This window comes from Thermophagus sp. OGC60D27, from assembly GCF_052400625.1.
Lineage (GTDB): Bacteria > Bacteroidota > Bacteroidia > Bacteroidales > Marinilabiliaceae > Thermophagus.
Window position 1 is genome coordinate 151,633 of sequence record NZ_JBQTGH010000011.1, and the last position, 19,435, is coordinate 171,067.

At 42.3% G+C, this 19,435-nt stretch carries 14 protein-coding genes; 8 read left to right on the forward strand and 6 right to left on the reverse strand.

The annotated features are described in order from the left end of the window. Window positions 1-90: 90 nt before the first annotated feature. The 4 genes from rlmN (at window position 91) to ACT29H_RS14095 (ending at window position 7,181) form a co-directional block, all read left to right on the forward strand. Window positions 91-1,134 (forward strand): 23S rRNA (adenine(2503)-C(2))-methyltransferase RlmN, encoded by a 1,044-nt coding sequence (gene rlmN / locus ACT29H_RS14080; RefSeq protein ID WP_444822282.1) that lies wholly within the window; start codon window positions 91-93, stop codon window positions 1,132-1,134. 639 nt (window positions 1,135-1,773) lie between these two features. Further along, entirely contained in the window at window positions 1,774-6,066 is a 4,293-nt protein-coding gene (locus tag ACT29H_RS14085) for an ATP-binding protein (RefSeq protein ID WP_444822283.1), read from the forward strand. 205 nt (window positions 6,067-6,271) lie between these two features. After that, entirely contained in the window at window positions 6,272-6,862 is a 591-nt protein-coding gene (locus ACT29H_RS14090) for an RNA polymerase sigma factor (RefSeq protein WP_444822284.1), read from the forward strand. A gap of 79 nt (window positions 6,863-6,941) precedes the next feature. Next, window positions 6,942-7,181 carry an acyl carrier protein gene (locus ACT29H_RS14095; protein ID WP_444822285.1) on the forward strand — a complete coding sequence of 80 codons (240 nt, stop codon included), beginning with the start codon at window positions 6,942-6,944 and terminating at the stop codon, window positions 7,179-7,181. Between the two features lie 79 nt (window positions 7,182-7,260). Here ACT29H_RS14095 and ACT29H_RS14100 read toward each other — a convergent pair whose 3' ends face one another. The 3 genes from ACT29H_RS14100 to ACT29H_RS14110 all read right to left on the reverse strand — a co-directional run bounded on the left by ACT29H_RS14100 (window position 7,261) and on the right by ACT29H_RS14110 (window position 10,544). Beyond that, complete coding sequence (locus tag ACT29H_RS14100; RefSeq protein WP_444822286.1) at window positions 7,261-8,844, reverse strand: carboxypeptidase-like regulatory domain-containing protein; 1,584 nt, start codon at window positions 8,842-8,844, stop codon at window positions 7,261-7,263. A 94-nt stretch (window positions 8,845-8,938) separates the two neighbouring features. Then, window positions 8,939-9,934 (reverse strand): FecR family protein, encoded by a 996-nt coding sequence (locus ACT29H_RS14105; RefSeq protein WP_444822287.1) that lies wholly within the window; start codon window positions 9,932-9,934, stop codon window positions 8,939-8,941. A gap of 58 nt (window positions 9,935-9,992) precedes the next feature. After that, window positions 9,993-10,544 (reverse strand): RNA polymerase sigma-70 factor, encoded by a 552-nt coding sequence (locus ACT29H_RS14110; RefSeq protein ID WP_444822288.1) that lies wholly within the window; start codon window positions 10,542-10,544, stop codon window positions 9,993-9,995. A 288-nt stretch (window positions 10,545-10,832) separates the two neighbouring features. On the opposite strand from ACT29H_RS14110, the gene ACT29H_RS14115 reads away from it, so the two are divergent. Genes ACT29H_RS14115 through uvrA form a run of 4 tightly spaced genes read left to right on the forward strand, consistent with a single transcriptional unit; the run spans window position 10,833 to window position 16,720 of the window. Then, window positions 10,833-11,744, forward strand: a complete 912-nt coding sequence (locus ACT29H_RS14115) for a 1,4-dihydroxy-2-naphthoate polyprenyltransferase (RefSeq protein WP_444822289.1) — start codon at window positions 10,833-10,835, stop codon at window positions 11,742-11,744. A gap of 6 nt (window positions 11,745-11,750) precedes the next feature. Continuing rightward, on the forward strand, window positions 11,751-12,776 hold the full coding sequence (locus tag ACT29H_RS14120) for an o-succinylbenzoate synthase (protein WP_444822290.1): 1,026 nt from the start codon (window positions 11,751-11,753) through the stop codon (window positions 12,774-12,776). Continuing rightward, window positions 12,773-13,837: an AMP-binding protein gene (locus ACT29H_RS14125; protein ID WP_444822291.1), complete on the forward strand. Its 1,065-nt coding sequence runs from the start codon at window positions 12,773-12,775 to the stop codon at window positions 13,835-13,837. Before ACT29H_RS14120 ends, ACT29H_RS14125 begins: the two co-directional genes overlap by 4 nt. Window positions 13,838-13,891: 54 nt before the next feature. Then, window positions 13,892-16,720, forward strand: a complete 2,829-nt coding sequence (uvrA, locus tag ACT29H_RS14130) for an excinuclease ABC subunit UvrA (protein ID WP_444822292.1) — start codon at window positions 13,892-13,894, stop codon at window positions 16,718-16,720. Here uvrA and ACT29H_RS14135 read toward each other — a convergent pair. The 3 genes from ACT29H_RS14135 to ACT29H_RS14145 all read right to left on the reverse strand — a co-directional run bounded on the left by ACT29H_RS14135 (window position 16,697) and on the right by ACT29H_RS14145 (window position 19,427). After that, on the reverse strand, window positions 16,697-17,176 hold the full coding sequence (locus tag ACT29H_RS14135; protein ID WP_444822293.1) for a hypothetical protein: 480 nt from the start codon (window positions 17,174-17,176) through the stop codon (window positions 16,697-16,699). The two genes, uvrA and ACT29H_RS14135, sit on opposite strands and share 24 nt — an antisense overlap. Window positions 17,177-17,178: 2 nt before the next feature. Next, entirely contained in the window at window positions 17,179-18,117 is a 939-nt protein-coding gene (locus ACT29H_RS14140) for a hypothetical protein (RefSeq protein ID WP_444822294.1), read from the reverse strand. A gap of 323 nt (window positions 18,118-18,440) precedes the next feature. Beyond that, on the reverse strand, window positions 18,441-19,427 hold the full coding sequence (locus ACT29H_RS14145) for a dihydroorotate dehydrogenase-like protein (RefSeq protein ID WP_444822295.1): 987 nt from the start codon (window positions 19,425-19,427) through the stop codon (window positions 18,441-18,443). Window positions 19,428-19,435: the final 8 nt, after the last annotated feature.

Here is a 19,435-nt window from a genome sequence, read left to right on the forward strand (position 1 = left end):
AACATGGCACGCGATTTTTAAAATTATCATTTGGAGAAGGATGAACCCAAGACGATTGAGTTTATTCGTTGTCCATATAAAAATAGATTGATGGAAGCATTATTGGGAAAGACATTAGGCGAATTAAAAGTGGTGGCAGCGGAGAACAAAATGCCCGGTTTTACGGCCAAGGAAATGGCACGATGGTTATATCAGAAAAAGATTACCGATATAGACCAGATGACCAATATTTCTAAGGAGGCGAGAAATAGGTTGAAGGAAAAATATGAAATAGGAAGGTTTGAACCTTCCAAAGTACAAGTTTCCAAAGATGGTACTAAGAAATATCTGTTCCCGGCCTCCGGAGGTTTATTTATTGAAGCCGCCTATATCCCCGAAAAGGATCGTCACACCCTTTGCATCTCGTCGCAGGTAGGGTGCAAAATGGGATGTCTTTTTTGCATGACCGGTAAGCAAGGTTTTCAGGGCCAGTTGTCGGCACGAGAAATTGTCAATCAGGTGTTGAGTTTGCCCGAAAGTGATTCGTTGACCAATGTGGTATTCATGGGCATGGGAGAACCCATGGATAATATTGATAATGTTTTGAAAAGTCTGGAAATTTTCACCTCGGAGTGGGGAATGGGCTGGAGTCCACGAAGAATAAATGTTTCAACCATTGGCGTTGAGCCTGCTATGCGTCGATTTATTGATGAAAGCGACGCTCATTTGGCCATCAGTCTTCACTCTCCATTCAACGAGGAGCGGCGCCGGTTGATGCCCATTGAGCAGGTGTATCCGGTGGAAACCGTCATTGAGGCTTTGCGGGAATATGATTTCGGGCGACAACGTCGTATTTCATTTGAATATATTATGTTTCAAGGGGTGAATGATACGATGGCCCATGTTAAAGGTTTGACGAAACTTCTCAATGGCCTTCGATGTCGCATTAATCTTATTCGTTTTCATCCCATACCCGAAACACCACTGCGAGGTACATCCGAGGATAAAATGAGATGGTTTGCCGATGAATTGAATAAGAAAGGATTGATCATCACCATCCGAAGGTCAAGGGGCGAGGATATTTTCGCCGCCTGTGGCTTGCTTTCCACTAAAAATATGATAAAAGAGAAAGAGAACATCGATTTGGATTTCTAAGCGAAAAAAAAACAGATTATCCAAATCGTGGAGGAGGCGATCAAACGGTGATGGATGCTATTCTTGCTCACATTTCTGGTGGAGGAGCGACTTTAATTTTTTCAGGAATTCTTCGTTGGGCCCGGTCAATGTCTCCCTAAGTTTGGATTCAGGAATTTTTAATAGCAGATTTTGAATGAATAAGCTCTTCAAAATAATATAATCTAAATCGGTTGGCGTAAAATTGTTCATGCGATAATGTTTTTGATTCCTGAATAATTATCGGTCTGTCGGGGGCTTTTGAGGGTTAATGGGGATGTAAGGGAAGGTTTTTGTTTAATATGGCGAATAAGTTAAATTTTCCTCTTGTTGGCTTTTCATGGTTTTCGGTTGAATGTTTATAATGTGTTGTAAGACTGCTTTGTGTTGTTGTTTGTTATGTAATTAGCAGTGTTTCAACGTTGTGTGTGTTCAGATCCCCTTTGTCGAAATGATGAAAAACCGCTTATTTGCCCGGTCAAAGGTGTCTAATCATAAGTAAAACGATAGAGAAACGAAAAAATTATATTCGTACAATTCAAATTAAATTAAAAACAACAAGAGATTAGTTCCTGAAATTTTCCCATTTTTGTAGGGTCAAAGAATCTGATCAGATGTTGTATGCTTAAAAATAAATTATCGCTTTTTAAGTCGAATGGCTCCATCAGTCAGAAAGTACTTGGCGGATACCTAATCAATCTTATTTTGTTGATATTCGTTGCAGGTGCAAGTTTGCTGGGGACATACCATTTGAAAGTTTGGGTGAAGAGTACCGAAAAGGTAGATCAACTTCTTGATCAGATCTATATTTCCCGTATTCAGGCTGAACGGTTGACATTGAAAAATGATACCACCACCAAATTGGTGGTTGACAGCCTTACCCGGCAAATCGAACTGCTTCTTCAGGACGCTCGTCGAAGTCCAATAAATCTAAAAAGTCGCGAGGAACTTTCATCCATATACAGCTGGTTGGAGAAATACAAGCAATATTGGCTGTTGGTAATTGAACTTAAAAGGCAACGCAGGGATGCGGAGCACCAAATGGATTCTCTTTTTCAGGATGTTTTTGCTGCAGCAAGGGAACCTTTTCCACGAAGGTTAAGCTGGGACGACAATACTTCTCTTAATGCCAGAGAAGAATCAGAACTTTATAATGACTTGATTTTTCAGTTGCTTCATCTCAAGGAGATTGAAAAGCAGCTTTGGAATTATCCCTCTGAAAAGGTGACCAGTGAATCTGTCGATGCCGTTTTTCGAAGAATTTTAAGTCTTATTCCTCCGGAAGGGGTTGTCCCTCCCGCATCCTCTTCCTACAAACCACTCATGAGGATGCGTCGCGGATTGGCGGCCTATCAGAGTCGAATGTTGGAATTGGTTCAGGCAATTGATGATATCGACAAGGGGCAGAAACTGATGGAGGAGAGTTCCAGAAGCATCCAATATTCCGGAGAGCAGGCCAACTATTTTCAGAATCTGGCCATGGAAAGATGGTTGTTGACAAGTTTTGTGGTGCTTTCTGTTTTTATGTCTTTGGCCATCATACTGGGGATTTGGTTGGCGGTTATTTTTTATCGTAAAATCAGGCGGGATGAAGAGAATCGGGAGCATGCCAGAAGGCAATTACAGATTAATCGCCAATTGCTCAATGATATTATTAATAATAGTTCATCGCTGATCTATGTCAAGGATTTGGAAGGACGATATACCTTGATCAATCAGCCAATGGAAGAAACCCTTGGCCTGGAAGCCCACCGGATTATAGGCCGGACCGACTATGAAATATTCCCCCATGATGTGGCAAGCCTGCATAAACAAAATGATGATCAGGTGATAAAAGTGGGGCGATCGATTCAAAAGGAAGAGTTTTTCCCGGCAGGAAAAGTTAAAAGGGTGTTCCTTTCCAATAAATTTCCCATTAAAGATCGGGATGGGAAGATAACTTCCGTATGTGGGGTTTCGACCGATATCACGCAATTGCGTCAGGCATTGCATGACCTGGAGCGAAGTCGTGAGAACTACCGTAATATTGTTACCAATGTTCCGGGAATCGTTTACCATTGCCGTAATGACAATAAGCGCACCATGTTGTTTATTAGTGGTGGCGTGGAAAAGGTCATCGGGCTCGGTATTAATGCGTTTATTCAGGAGGGACAGTCCATTGTTCCCTTCGTGGAGAAAGAGGATCTTCCCAAAGTCATGAAGACGATGGAAAAAGCCCTTCGCAGACAACGGCCCTTTGAAATGGAATACCGAATTCGGGATTTGTTTGGAAATCGCAAATGGCTTTATGAGAAGGGATTGCCGGTAAAAGACAGAGTGACCGGAGAGACTACTTTTCAGGGGGTAATTATTGACACCACAGCACAAAAGGAGGCCATGAATGAGATCATGGTTCGGGATCGTTTGTTGGAAGGTGTGTCGGAAGCATTGAAAGAATTAATTGCCAGTGCCAATTTTAAGGAAGCCCTCCAGAGAGCCCTCCGTGTATTAGGCGAAGGGGCAGGAGTAGGATGTGCCTTTGCGTTCAGAAATTATAGAAATGAACCGGGCAAACTATTGTTTAAGCACTTTGTGGAGTGGGAACAATCGTCGGTAGAACCAGTTCGTCGGAAAGACATGGTTGATCTCTCCTATGAAAATATTAATCCTGCCTGGTATTTCCGATTAAGTGATCAAAAAGAACTGGTTATTAATATCAATACCGCCACGGTTCGGGAGCAATCCTTCCTTCGCAAAATGGGGGCGGTCTCAATGCTGATTGTGCCTGTTTTTGTTCACGATTCATTTTGGGGATTTATCGGTTTTGCGAAAGAGTATAAAGCCGATGAATGGAGTGAGTCACAGAAGACGCTTTTTAAGGCCTTTGCCGTAACCATGGGGCTGATGATTGCCAGATATGAAAGTGGACGGGAACTGCAAAAAGCAAAAGAAGCCGCAGAAGCGGCTACCCGTGCCAAAGGTGATTTTCTGGCACGGATGAGCCACGAAATTCGGACGCCCCTAAATGCCATCATCGGATGGACGCATCTGGCGCTGGAAAAGCCGGCCATACAGGGACAAAATGATTATTTGAAGCGTATTCAATCCTCATCCCGCTCTCTGTTGGGGATTATCAACGACATTCTGGATTTTTCCAAAATTGAAGCCGGTCGTCTGGAATTGGAATACATTGATTTCGATCTTGAGCAGGTTCTTCAAAACCTGGCAGATATGGTGCTCTTTAGGGCCAATGAAAAAAAACTCGAGCTGGTTTTTGATATTGCCGCGGATGTACCTTTAAGTTTGGTTGGAGATCCTTTGCGCCTAGAACAGATCCTGGTTAACCTGGTGAATAATGCTGTTAAATTCACCGACAAGGGTTTTGTTAATGTAAAAATCAGGGTCAAGTCTGTGAACAATGAAAAAACGGAACTGTTATTCGCCGTCGAGGATACCGGTATCGGACTGAAAGAGGAACAGAAGAATAATCTCTTCAAAGCCTTTTCGCAGGCCGATGTTTCTACAACGCGTAAATATGGCGGTTCAGGTCTGGGATTGGCCATTTGCAAACGGCTTACCCATATGATGGACGGTGAAATTTGGGTGGATAGCGAGTATGGCAAAGGAAGTACCTTTTTCTTTACCGTTTCTATCGACAGGCAACTTATCCAAAAAAAGGATCAAATGCGTCATGCCTTTGAAGTGGCAGGCGATGATGCTATGATTGCTTGCCATAATGAAAAAACGGCCTTGAGTGTCAAAGGCATGCTCAGTGATTTTGGCTTTAAAGTGATTCGAACCTGTTCTTATCAAACGCTAATAGACCGGCTTCGGGAGATCAACCCCGATGGGCCCTTGTGGCTTCTTTTTGTGGATTGGCTGCTTGTGGCGCATAATAGAGAACAGGCACTTGAAGATCTTAAAAAATATAGTGATCGTTTTGATCATTTGGTGATTATGTCGTCACCGTTTCATGAATCTGACTTTCGGCAACGATGGAAGGAGGCCGGTCTTTCGTTTGTGGTGATGCACAAACCGGTTAATTATTCGATTCTTTTTGATGGGTTAATGGATGCGATGGGAGGTAGTGAAACATTAGATCTGGAATCTCAACAAAAAGGAAAAAATTACCGCGACTATTTGACTCAGCAGCGGCCATTGAAGCTGTTGATGGTGGAAGATAATGAGACCAATCGTCAGTTGACGGTGGAGTTGCTGGCTATGGCCAATATCTCTACCGATTTGGCGGTTAACGGTCAAGAGGCCCTTGAATTGGCGAACCAGCATAAAAGTAAATGTCCATATGATTTAATATTAATGGATATTCATATGCCGGGGATGAATGGCTATACGGCAACCCGAAGGATAAAGAGAATTGAAGGATGGAAAGAGGTGCCGGTGGTGGCTATGACCGCTGAAGCATTAGGCGATGTGGAAGCACAATGTTTGCAGGCAGGAATGGCCGGATTAGTAGGTAAACCGATCGATCCGGATGATCTGTTCAGGGTGATCTATCGATTGGTTTTTGGTGAGCCGGACAATTTTGGGAAGGCCTTAAACCATTCGGAAAAAGGGAGGGAATACAAATTTCCTAAAATAGAAGGGATCGATGTTCAAGCCGGGATCCGGCGTATGGGAGGCCGGTCGGATTTGTACAGCAGGTTGCTGAAAGGCTTCTGTCATGATTATGCTGATTTCCGGGAAAGAATTCATCAATTGACGGAAAAGAATGAGCAAGAGGAATTGGCTCGGGTATTCCATTCTCTTAAAGGGATCGTGGGCACGATGGAAGCTTCCGGCTTGTATGAGCTGGCCAAAAAAACCGAAAAAGCCTTTAAAGAACAAGAGGAAAACTACAATCAACTAAAGGAAAAGCTCATAAAAGAGATTGGCAGACAAATCAAACATATCAACAAAAGAATCAATCAAAATTAGAGTTTGAAATATCTTGAGGAGCTCCGTTAAAACGCTGCTTTTACCTTAGTTTTGAAGAGCCAAGGCATTTTGAAAAAATGATTGAGGTTTGGAGAATTGTTTATTTTTTTGTTATTTCGTTTCGATTTAAGTGAAAAATTATTTATTAACCTTCAAATTAAAAGCCTATTGAACATTTTTACAAGCTAATTCTAAACTATTGATTATGACAGATCTGAAATTGCTGTCTGATGAAGAGCTTGTAAAAAAGTTTATCTCAGGCGATGCCAGATGTATTGATTTACTGATTGAGCGTCACCATCAGCAAATATATTCATTTATTTTTTTGATGGTTCGACAACGTGATCTGGCAGAGGATATTTTCCAGGATGTTTTTGTTAAGGTGATTCATTCCCTCCGATCGGGCAAATATGCTGAAAACGGACGGTTTTTATCTTGGGTTATGCGCATAGCGCACAATCTTGTGATCGATTATTTCCGAAAGAAGAAAAGCCAGAAAGTAGTATCGAATGATCAGTATTCATTTGATATTTTCAACAATCCTATGTTTTCGGATTATACTATTGAAGACAAACTGGTCTACGAGCAGATGCTTTCGGAAGTGGCTTCACTGGTGGAAATGCTTCCTAATTCCCAAAAGGAAGTGGTAAAACTACGACATTACTTTGGCCTTTCTTTTAAAGAAATTGCTGAAGAAACAAATGTTAGTATTAATACTGCCTTGGGACGAATGCGTTATGCTTTGATTAACATTCGTAAGATGATGGAAGAGCGCAACATGAGTTTGTCTGTTTAAAAAAAGTTGAGGTTTTTATACGTGTATCCTTCTTTTGCATTGTCATATAGATAAACCATCTTAAAATGAGTGTAGGATTATGAATGCAAAAGAAATAAGACGTAACCTTTACAAGGTTTTCAGGCAAACTGGTATTCCTCGTGAAGTCATTGACGAGAAGGCTTCTTTAAAAGAAGATTTGTTTATGGATGAGATTGATATGACCTGCTTCCTGTTCTATCTGGAAACACGTTTTAAGGTTGAGGTTAAAAATGAAGAACTGCCCAAGTTGGATTCTGTGGGGTCAACGATCAACTATCTGCAGCAACATTGTGCCTGAATAGATAATTTGGTTTTAAAACAACAATCGTCGAAACTGGCCGGTAAACTTTTATTCAAGAGTTTTCCGGCTGGGTTTGTTATTTGTTGGCATTGATATCGTCAGCGTTTTCTTGAAATATTTTTTTGATGGATTCATCCGGACGGATGATGTTGTACTTTGACCAGAAGTTGGGATCGTAGATTTCGATTTGGTCAGATAAAATATAATTCTCCTTGAAAGACTCGGACCACCTGAGGTCTTTTTTTTGTCCGGGTTGCAGGTCGGTAATCAACATTTCCGATACCGTATTAAAAACGGTTTTTACTCGCTTTTTTCGATCAATAATCTTCATGCTCAGTTCCCCTCTGATACTGTTCAAAATCCATTTGTCTTTCCAGGGTCTGTAGTCGATATGGTAGCGCGCGAAGTAGGGTCTTGCTCTGTATCTCCGGCTGTCCTTGCGGATTAAGTACTCTCTGCTTTTACGAATGGTTTTTCGGGTCATTTCAAAGTTGGCACTTATGACTGCGAAAGTTTTTTCATCTATCCTTATTTCCCCCTGGTATAGTAATTCTCCATTATCATTAATCGGTTCAAAAGCTACGACAAAGACATTGCGACCCTGTTCATAATCCATGCCTTGGAAAAAATATCGATATTTGGAATTGCCTTCCTGATGTGGCAAAAAACCTCCCTGACGGACGATATCCACTCTGCTGAAGAGGTAAGGGCCCCCCTGTAGTTTAAAGTCAATCATTTTCATAAGGCTTTCCGATTCTCCTTTTCGGCCTTTAATAAATCGTACCCGTTCCAGATCAAAGTCGTGGTCGTAAGGGGGTTTGTAGATCTCTATTACTGCTTCTGTAACATCTACATAGGCGTTGTCTTGCTGTATGCTTTCGCGGAAAAAGGCCGATAGCAGTAGTGGCGTTGTGGGGTAATTGACCTTTTTTTGTCGGGAAACCTCTTCCATGATCCGGTCCGGATTAATAAATCTCACCAGCACCTCAGGAAGACGAATCGAAGTTTCGTGAAGGGTAATTTGTACCAGAGTATCACCGGCTGGTATGGGGATGGACTTTTGAAGATATCCCAGATTCGAAAAGACAAGTTTTTCTCCGATGTATTGGCGGGGGAGGCGCACGCTGAAACGTCCTTCACGGTTGGTGGCCGTACCTATAGTTTTTCCTTGTATACCAATGTTGACCATTTCCATGGGGTGGTTATGTCGTCCATCCCTCACGGTGCCTTCGATGTGAATCGTCTCGTCCGGCAGTCTAAAAGGATCATAGGAGAGTATCACTTGACGTTCTCGAAGATGTAGACGGATCTGATCATTTTTCAGGCAGTTCAACAGCCATTCATCCAAACGTACGGATTTGGCGTCGGCAAAAATAAGACTGTCGCCTTTTATGACTGAGGCATCATAGGAAAAGGATAGGCCAAAATTGACAGAAAGAGAGTCAAAAAATGCGGATACGGGTATCGTGCCATAGGAGAAGGAATACCTTCGGTCCAGAACATTTTCTTTCTCCTGGGAATAGCTATAATATTTCCCGCCCACCAATATTAAAAATAATGAAAAAAAGGTTCTAAACAGAATCGACCTGTATGAATTGGCGGTATGTACGGAATGGTATTTAATCATATTATTACCATCTTCGTAAAAAACTGAGTCCATTAACCGGGGGATAAAAGATCCTCCGGCTGGTTTTGTTTTTTGCAGGTTGCATTCTTTATAATTCCATTTTAGGAATGAATCCGATTAATTATTGTTAGAATTCCTTCTCGGATAAAAATATGGTATTTCCTTCTTTTTTAAAGTTTAGATTAAATGTAACACAAACCACATCAAGAACAAAATCCAGTGAATTGTTGCTGAAGCGTGCCGTAAGTTTCTCATCATATAGTGTGGTATCCGAGATTTGGATGGTGACGTTATAAATTCGTTCCAATGTTTTAGCAACTTCCGACAATGGGGTTTCATAAAAACTTATTTTGCCGGTCAACCATGCCAGTATATTGGGATCGGTGGTTGACTCAATTTTTAATTCCCCGGTAATTTTATCGAAGAGTGCCGTTTGTCCGGCCTTTAATTGTTGGGCGGGGGTGTCCCTGTCCGCTGAAACTTCTACGGTTCCTGCTATTACAGCCACTTCCGTGATGTTCAGGTTGGGATAAGCCCGTACATTAAATCGGGTTCCCGTAACTTTAATTGTGACTTCGCCGGCGTGGATTATGAATGGCCATTCCCTATTGCCTTTAATTTGGAAATAACCTTCGCCATCCAACTCAACCACCCTTTGATCTTTCTTAAACGGTTGATCACAGATGAATTTAGAACCGGTATTTAGTGTGACCCTACTGCCATCATTTAAGATCATCTCTTCACGAGGACTGTTGGACACGATGAGTGAAGACGTTGTCTTATGATCCGGCAGCCACCACCAGATAAGCCCCAAAAGCAATGCTATCGACGCAGCAATGGGGAGCCATTTTTTTGCGGAGACTGCTGAGTGGTGTTTGGGGGAAGTTGGTGTCTTGAGGGTAAAGCCTTGAACACGATGCCAGGCGGTGGATGTGTCAATGGATTTTAGGATCAATGATTCATTGCCCAATTTCCAGCTGTCCTTTATTTTACGCCATTCTTCACGGTTGGCTGACGATTCATTTAGCCATTTTTCAAACAAGCCATGATCAATTTCATCCGCTTCCCCGCCAAGGATCTTTGCCGCCAATTCCCAGTCAATATTTTGTCTGTTTTCTGTCATTATTTCCGTCTGTTTTTCTTTTGTTTGGTTAAATCTTGACAATCACTCTAAACAAAATCTATTCCCGATCCAATAGCTTGGTTGTTGGTTTAAACGCTTCACGAAGCGTTTTTAGTGCTTTCCCCATTTGGGCTTCCACCGTTTTATGGGAGATACCCAGGGTTTCTGCTATTTCTTTGTATTTCATGCCTTCGAGTCGACTCATTTTGAATATTTTTTGACGTTGAGGCGGCATGGCATTTATGGTCGTATAGATTTTCTCCAGCAACTCTTCGTCTCTTTCTGCTTCATGATCATCAATGATAGGTAATTGAAAAAGATCATCCACCGATAAATGATTTCGGAATCTTCTTAGTTCATTCAGACACTGGTTACGAACGACCATCATTAAATAAGCGTTGAGCGACTCAATTTTTAGTTCTTTTCGTTTTTCCCATAACTTGATAAACACCATTTGAACGATGTTTTCTGCTTCCATCCGATCAGGAATGAACCGCATGGCAAACACAACCAAACGGGCATACTGCGAACGAAACAGCTGTTCGAAAACCTGTTCGTCACCTCTTGCGATGCGCCTGAAAATTTCTTTTCCCGTTGGTGCTTTTTTCATGCAATTCAAGATTTCTGTCTAAAGCGTTCTTCCTCTTTCCTTAAAGTTACTATCAATCATTAATATGACACATTTATTTCAATAAACCCCTATTCCCGCTCTTAATTTATGTGGTTTTGTTGATAAATTCCAATAGACCTATAACATGCAAAGAATTCTGAAGCTGAAAGATATATTGAAATATTGAGGCATGGACAAAAGCGGCTGAGAATGCGAAACTTCTGCCGGCCTAAGTATAATCGTTCAAAAATGGTTAATTTTGCTTCAACTTTCAAAACTAAGAATCCGATGACATTTAATATTAGAGCATGGATCGTTTCATTGCGATTGAGAACCTTGCCCTTGGCATTATCCACTATCTTTATGGGCTCTCTCCTGGCGTCAGGACAGGGATGTTTTAAACTGTCTGTGTTGGTGTGGGCTTCCCTAACCACTCTATTTCTTCAAATTCTCTCCAATTTGGCCAACGATTACGGGGATGCCGTGTCGGGTGCCGATAACGCCGAAAGACAAGGGCCGCAACGGATGATTCAACAAGGCGTAATTACCCTTAGGCAAATGAAACGGGCGATTATTTTCACGTCTGTTTTGGCACTCATTTCCGGTGTGACGCTTATCTTTAATGCTTTGAAGGATCAGCTGATGGTTTTATTGCTTTTCTTTTTCTTGGGGATATCGGCCTTGGTTGCAGCGATAAGATACACGGTAGGAAAAAACCCTTATGGATATCGGGGCTTAGGTGATTTTTTTGTTTTTGTTTTTTTCGGACTGTTGGGAGTCGGCGGGACCTATTATTTGCATGCCGGGATCTGGAATTGGTCTGTCTTGCTACCTGCCTTTTCTATTGGTGCTTTTAGTACGGGGGTGCTTAACCTCAACAATATTCGGGATATTCAAAGTGATGACAAGTCAGGGAAAAAGACATTGCCGGTGATGATGGGCCGAAAAATGGCTGCCTTTTATCATTTAGCGCTGTTGCTGTTGGGATGGGGCGCATTTATTGTGTGGCTTCTCAATTATGAACAGGCCAATACGGGTGCTTGGTTGGTCATTTTAGCGTTTCCCTTGTTCGTTTTTAATGCCATTGCAGTTTTTCGTTTTAAAGCACCTTTGGCCGGTCTGGATAAGCAGTTGCGTAATCTCTCTTTGGGTACTCTGCTTATGGTAGTTCTTTATGGGATAGGGTCTTTTCTTATTTAAATAGTTATGCTAAAAGCTGAGTTGAAACCCTATAAGTTGATTTTCAAAAAGCCGGGAGGGACCTCCCGAGGTGTTCTTACCGAAAAACCTAGCTGGTTTATTACGGTTTATGATAGTTCTTTGCCGGCGGTGAAAGGGGTTGGTGAATGTTCTCTTATCCCTAATCTTAGTCCCGATGACTTACCGGGGATCGAAGAGAAAATAGCTTTTGTTTGCGAAAATATTGACACTTTACAAGAAGATTATCATGAGACGTTAATCCGCTGGCCTGCACTGAGATTTTCTGTTGAAACCGCCCTGATGGATCTGAAGACCGGAGGCAAGCGTCTGCTCTACCCCTCATCCTTCACGCGGGGAGAGGTCGGCATTCCGATCAATGGCCTAATTTGGATGGGTGGGGTTGAGGATATGTTGCGTCAAATAGAGGATAAATTGAGTTCTGGTTTTTCCTGTCTGAAGCTGAAAATAGGTGCATTGGATTTTGAAGCGGAGTTTACCGTTCTTCAACAACTTAGAAATCGTTTTTCAAAAGATTATTTGGAATTGCGTGTCGATGCCAATGGGGCATTTTCGCCGTCGCAGGCCCCAAATGTTTTGGAACGGTTGGCACGGCTGGATGTTCATTCCATTGAACAACCCATAAAGGCTGGGCAATGGCAGGAGATGGCTCGTTTATGTGAGTCGACACCAATACCCATTGCGCTTGATGAGGAACTTATTGGAGTTAATACCCTTGAGGAAAAGAAAAAACTTGCGGCGACCATTAGGCCTCAGTATTTAATTCTTAAGCCCAGTCTGACAGGTGGGTTTAAAGCCTCCCGGGAGTGGATCGAGGTGGCTGAGAAAAATAATATCGGGTGGTGGGTCACCTCTGCGCTTGAAAGTAATATTGGTCTGAATGCTATTGCACAGTGGACCTTTACCCTCAACAATCCCATGCCGCAAGGGTTGGGGACCGGCCAGGTTTTTTCCAACAATGTCTCAGCTCCTTTATTTATTAAAAACGGGTATTTGTGGAGGTCGGCAAGATGAGGTCTTTAAATTTCCGAAAATTCAGGCAACTTACATTGAATGGCCAGACCTATGAGGCCGAGCAATTGATGCTGTTGTGTCGGGAAAAGCTGATTGACAGCCATATTGAACATTGGGAGAGAGCCATGTATCAATTTATTATAGAATGGCTGAATGACCAAGATTCGGTCATTGTTCAAACATCGGGTTCCACCGGGACTCCCAAACAGATGCGGGTCAAAAAGAACGCTATGCTGCAATCGGCATTTAATACCATTGAGTTTTTCGGACTGCACAACGGAATGTCGGCACTACTTTGTCTGCCTGCCGAATTCATTGCAGGCAAAATGATGATTGTACGTGCTTTTGCCGGGAGGTTAAATCTGTTACCCATTCCTGTTTGTGGTAAACCCTTGGTTCACCTCACAAAATCAGCCGATTTTTCAGCTATGACCCCCATGCAAATGATGAATGAACTTTCTGATGATAAGTCACCGCTGCATTTGCTGAAAAAGGTCATCCTGGGGGGGAGTGGAGTCGGACAGGATCTGGTTCGGAGGCTGAAACATCAACCTTTTAGGGCTTGGGAAACCTATGGAATGACCGAAACATTATCGCACATAGCCTTAAAGCTTTTGAATGGGACTGTGGTAGAAGACTTTTTTACACCGCTCAAAAATGTTGCAGTATCAACGGATGAGCGCAACTGTTTGGTGGTCAATGTCAGAGGGATTACCCGTAGACCTCTTGTAACCAATGATCTTGCGGAAGTGAGAGCGGATGGTACGTTTAGAATTATTGGGAGAATAGATAATTTGATTAACACCGGAGGTATAAAAGTCTCTCCGGAAGAGATAGAAAAACGTCTTTCGGAAATAATTGATCGGCCATTTTATATCTCTTCCCGTCCACATCCATCGTTAGGGCAGGAAATAATTCTGGTGGTTGAAAAAAAACCGGATAATATTCCTGATCTATTAAATCGCATCAAATCGGTTCTGCCCCCTTATCATGCCCCCAGAGACATTGTTGCAAAAGGACCTTTTGCAATGACCGGTAGTGGGAAAATCAGAAGAGAATAATGTAATTACTCTCATCTTTTGGTATCTTTGCTGGTCAATTTTGATCGAAAGACAATGGGTAAAACAAAAGTCAATACTTCCAAATATATCTCTATAAAAGGAGCTCGTGTTCACAATTTAAAAAACATATCTCTTGATATTCCGCGCAATAAATTTGTTATCATAACAGGTGTTTCAGGCTCAGGAAAAAGTTCACTTGCTTTTGACACTTTGTATGCCGAAGGGCAGCGACGCTATGTTGAGAGTCTGAGTTCCTATGCTCGTCAGTTTCTTGGGCGACTCGACAAACCGGAAGTGGATTACATTAAGGGTATTCCACCGGCCATCGCCATTGAGCAAAAGGTGAATACCAGAAATCCCAGGTCCACAGTAGGGACCTCTACAGAGATTTATGACTACCTTAAACTCTTATTCGCAAGGATTGGTAAGACCTTTTCTCCTGTTTCCGGTAAGGAAGTAAAGAAACATCATACCGGTGATGTCCTTGATTTTATAAATAGTTATGAGGATGGGACTAAGATGGCGATTATGGCACGTGTCGCATTGCCGGAAAGCCGAACCTGCCGGGAACATCTGCAAGTATTGTTGCAGCAAGGATTTAGTAGAGTCGAGTCGGACGGTCAGTTTATTCGTATTGAAGACCTTTTAAAGGATGATGACGCACTGGATCATTGTAAGGAGCTTAACTTGGTGATTGACCGGGTTAGTGTCAATAAAAAGGATGAGGATACCAATTCCAGGGTAGCGGATTCCGTTCAAACAGCCTTTTATGAGGGAAGAGGTGAGTGTTTAATAAAAGTCTTTGAAGGAAGTGAGATTAAGGCATTTTCATTTTCCAACCGCTTTGAGGCAGATGGAATAACCTTTGAAGAACCTACCGAACATACTTTTTCGTTCAACAATCCCATGGGGGCCTGTCCAACCTGTGAAGGCTTTGGCAATGTAATAGGCATTGATGAAGACCTGGTTATCCCGAATAAGAACCTATCGGTTTACGATGACGCCATCGCGTGCTGGCGAGGTGAAAAAATGGGTGAATGGAAAAAATTATTGATACGAAATGCTCATAAATTCGACTTTCCCGTTCACAAACCCTACTACCAGCTGACGCCGGAGCAGAGACGGCTGTTATGGACAGGGAATCCCTATTTTCATGGTTTGGATGAGTTTTTTAAGCATCTTGAATCCAAGCAATATAAGATTCAGTACCGAGTGATGCTTTCCCGATATCGTGGAAAAACGGTTTGTAGGGATTGTAATGGCACACGGTTGAAAAAGGAAGCAATGTATGTTAAGGTTGGAGGAAAAAGCATTCACGAGCTGGTATTGATGCCGGTTACAGAGCTTGCGGAGTTTTTTGAGAATCTTACATTAAACAACCATGAAAAGAAGGTGGCACAAAGGCTCCTGACAGAAATTAATTCACGATTACATTTTCTGAATAATGTCGGGCTGGGGTATCTTACCTTGAACCGACTCTCATCTACTCTATCGGGCGGAGAAAGCCAGCGAATCAACCTGGCAACATCGTTGGGGAGTAGTTTGGTGGGATCCTTATATATATTGGATGAGCCCAGTATCGGCCTTCATCCCCGGGATACCAATCTTCTGATAAATGTGCTTAAACATCTGAAAGCCCTTGGCAACACTGTTGTGGTGGTAGAACATGATGAAGAACTTATTCGGGCAGGAGATGAGATTATAGATATAGGTCCCGGTGCCGGGCAACATGGGGGAGAAGTGGTTTTTCAAGGCGATTTCAGAGCGTTGAAGCAGTCGCCGGATAGTTTAACCACGCAATACCTCACAGGGATACGAAAGATAGAGGTACCCACCTCCAGGCGGTCATGGAACCTGTCGCTTGAGGTTTTGGGGGCACGGGAAAACAATCTCAAAAATATTAATGTCAAATTTCCGCTTAATGTTTTGCATGTTATCACAGGAGTCAGTGGCTCAGGTAAGTCTTCTTTGGTCCGGAAAATCTTGTATCCTGCCTTGAAAAAAATTAAAGGCGGATATGCTGACAAAACGGGTGATTTTGATCTGCTGACAGGGGATACCCAAGCTATTGCCGACGTGGAATTTGTGGATCAAAATCCTATAGGCAAGTCTTCAAGGTCGAATCCTGCCACTTATCTGAAAGCATATGATGAAATCCGAAAGCTCATGGCCGATCAGCAGGCAGCCAAGATTAACGGTTTTAAACCTGCTCATTTTTCGTTTAATGTGGATGGCGGACGATGTGAAGAGTGCCAGGGAGAAGGTACCATCAAAATAGAGATGCAGTTTATGGCAGATATTGTTCTTTCTTGTGAAAGTTGCCATGGTAAACGTTTCAAGCCGGAAATTCTTGAGGTTACCTATCGGGGTAAAAATATATACGACATTCTGGAGATGACCGTTGATCAAAGTATCAAATTCTTTTCGGAAGGAGCCGGAAACACCGAAAAAAGAATTGTCCATAAGCTCCAACCATTATCGGATGTGGGACTTGGGTATGTTCGTTTAGGCCAGTCGTCGAGTACGTTGAGTGGGGGAGAAAGTCAACGAGTTAAGCTTGCGTCATTTTTGGCACTGGAGAAAACAGAACCAACACTGTTTATTTTTGACGAGCCCACCACCGGGCTTCACTTTCATGACATAAAGAAACTTTTGAAAGCATTTCAGGCATTAATAGAAAAGGGACATTCCATTATTGTGGTGGAACACAACATGGATATTATTAAATCAGCCGATTGGATTACAGATCTTGGCCCGGAAGGCGGCAACAATGGTGGAAACATTGTTTTTGCGGGTAAGCCGGAAGAAATGGTGAAAAATGACGATGGATACACCGCCCGATACCTTGCGCCCTACTTGTCAGTTGGGGTCGATGCCAATTAATACTGCCACGCAGCCACCTTTTAATGTATCCGGATCATCATCTTCCTGAATGGTTACCTCAACAGAAATGGTGCGGGTTACTTCTGCTGTAAAGTCCCATTTCGAGGCAAAATCATGGTTTGCATTATCAAACAATTCCTGGTCTAGATATAGGACTCTGAATCTAATTGGAGGCAAATCAGGAACGCCTTTTACTAGCAGCCGGTATTTTTGTCCTTTAAAGACGGTTTTTCTTAAAATGATGGTTTCTCCCTCTCCCAGAATGGTTGCGTTTAAATTACCGTCGTGAATATATGGCGACAATTCAGGTTTGGAAACGGCACGAGCAAAACCGGAGCATTGGGCGTTGGCAATAGACGGAAACAACAAAATGAACCCAATCGCTATGACTATTGCGCCCCGACAGATGCGTGGCGATACTTTTTGGCATGGTTTGTAAGTCGTTTTTCCGGACATTTTCAGGATACAAAATCGGATCTCATTTCTTCAATTTTCTTACATAGAAGCGCAAAATCATTGGGATTAATATCGATTTCGCTGCCGGCGCGGATGATGGTCATTCTGCGTAATGTATCGGTCTCTGCTTCTATCGGAGAGGTATTCACAATGGTTACTTTGTTGAATACCTCTTTCAGATCTTCGAATTGAGCTATTAATTTCGCCACATCGGGGTGTGTAGCGTAGGTGTCCAGCATGCTTAGCAACGTTTCCAGTGAGAGTTTTTGGTAAAGGATGCGTTCTACCAGGTTTTTGTTTTCTTCCACGGAACCATTGGTGAGGGAAGTCGCCAGATAGAGTCCCTCAATCCATCCACCGGCAAGGACCATCACCGAGACTGCTGCTCTGTTGTTGTCCGAGAGGTAGGCATTAGCATTCATATAAGATTCGGAAATAATATCCATGACAACTTCCCGGTTGTTCATATTCTCCTCCAGCTTCTTAATGGTTTCCTCATCAACTGCGCCTAAAATGCCTAATTCGTCGGCCAATTTTCGAGCAACACCCATATATTCGATGGTGGTTTCAGATTGGTCAAACAGCGTGGCATAACTAAGGTCGGCACTATAAATACCCAGATTTAGGGCCATTTTATAATTGGTTTGGTATTTCGAAAGGTTTTCCGGTGGGTTCAATAGTGTTACATTAAAATCGGCTCCGGCTTTTTTGATAAGCATGGAGGTTTCTAACGGAGAGGGCAGAGAATAAAAAATAAGTTTGGATTTTTGGAAACCATCTTCCAGCTGTTTTTGAATGGCAGCTGTTTCAATGATTTCCTTCTCTGAATTATTGGATTCTTTTTTCTCTTTTCCCGAATGACAAGCAAAGGAGAATATTAAAAGTATCAGTGTTAGTATTCTGCTACTTAACGACCATCTAAATTGGTAATAATGCTTCATGTGTATGAAATTATCTTAATTTGGCATCCGAACATCAGTGATTGCATGCTGTTGTTTAATGGGTCAGTTTAAACAAACGGGATGCATTTTTATTCCCTTATATTTCGGACTTTTTTGACAATTATTCCTGTGCCCAATGGGAAGATTTTCTATTGCAGAAGACGATTTCGCCCTAAGCAATTCTTTTATTCCTTGCGGCAGTCAGGATGTTACAATATAAAACAAATAACTCTGAATTTCAAACCTTAATGGCTCATCAGATGTGTAATGTCCGGAAAATGCCCTAAGATAACCTTCTCGGTTGCATGTTCAAAAAAGGAACTTCATTCAAAGTTTGAAAAATACTTCATGAATTGTGCGCGTTCATACAAGACAGGATTCTTTATGTTGCCATAGTTCATTTTGCCTCTGAAAGCATCAATGGTGTCAAAATTTTTGTCATTCATCCATTTCTCCACAAATTCGATGATTCGGCTAATTACCGATGGGCCGTTTTTGTATATGGCCGAACAAACCTGAACGGCTTGCGCACCAGCCAATATCTGTTTAATGGCGGCGGACCCGTCGTGGATGCCTGTTGATGCTGCAATGTCTATATTTTTGATTTTGGAACTGGTGATGGCAACCCATCTCAACGATTGGCGAATGTCGGCAGGCGTGCTAAATACTTCGGCCGATTTGAGTTGTAGGGTATTGATGTCTATATCCGGTTCGTAAAAGCGGTTAAAAAGAACTACTCCTTTTATTCCTGAAACGGATATTCGGTTGACGACCCCAACCAGATTGGAAAAATAGGGTCCAATTTTCATGGCTACAGGGATGGTTACTACCTTGCTGACGTTTTCAGCGATATGGTAATAAAGCTGTTCGTAGTCGGCCGACTCGCTGTTTTTATCCGTATTGATACGAAATACATTCAATTCCAGGGCATCTGCACCGGCATTTTGGATCTCTTGCGCAAAATTAACCCATTCATCGGCTGAAAAACAATTGATGCTGGCAATAACGGGAATCTTAACAGCCGCCTTTGCATCCCTGATCAGTTGCAAATAGGCGCTTACGGAATGTTCCCGACTGTACTCCCGAATGTAATCCATGGCTTCGGGATAGTCAAAACCATGGCCACTGCTGATCTGGTGATTGATTTCATGATTGATTTGCTCTTCAAACAATGATTTCAATACCACTGCACCGGCACCTGCTTCCTCCAAGTGTTTTATTTTTTCAATACTATTGGTTAGTCCTGAACTACTGACAATAATCGGGTTTTTTAGTTCCAAGCCCAGATAAGTGGTCTTTAAATTTGCCATGGAATTAA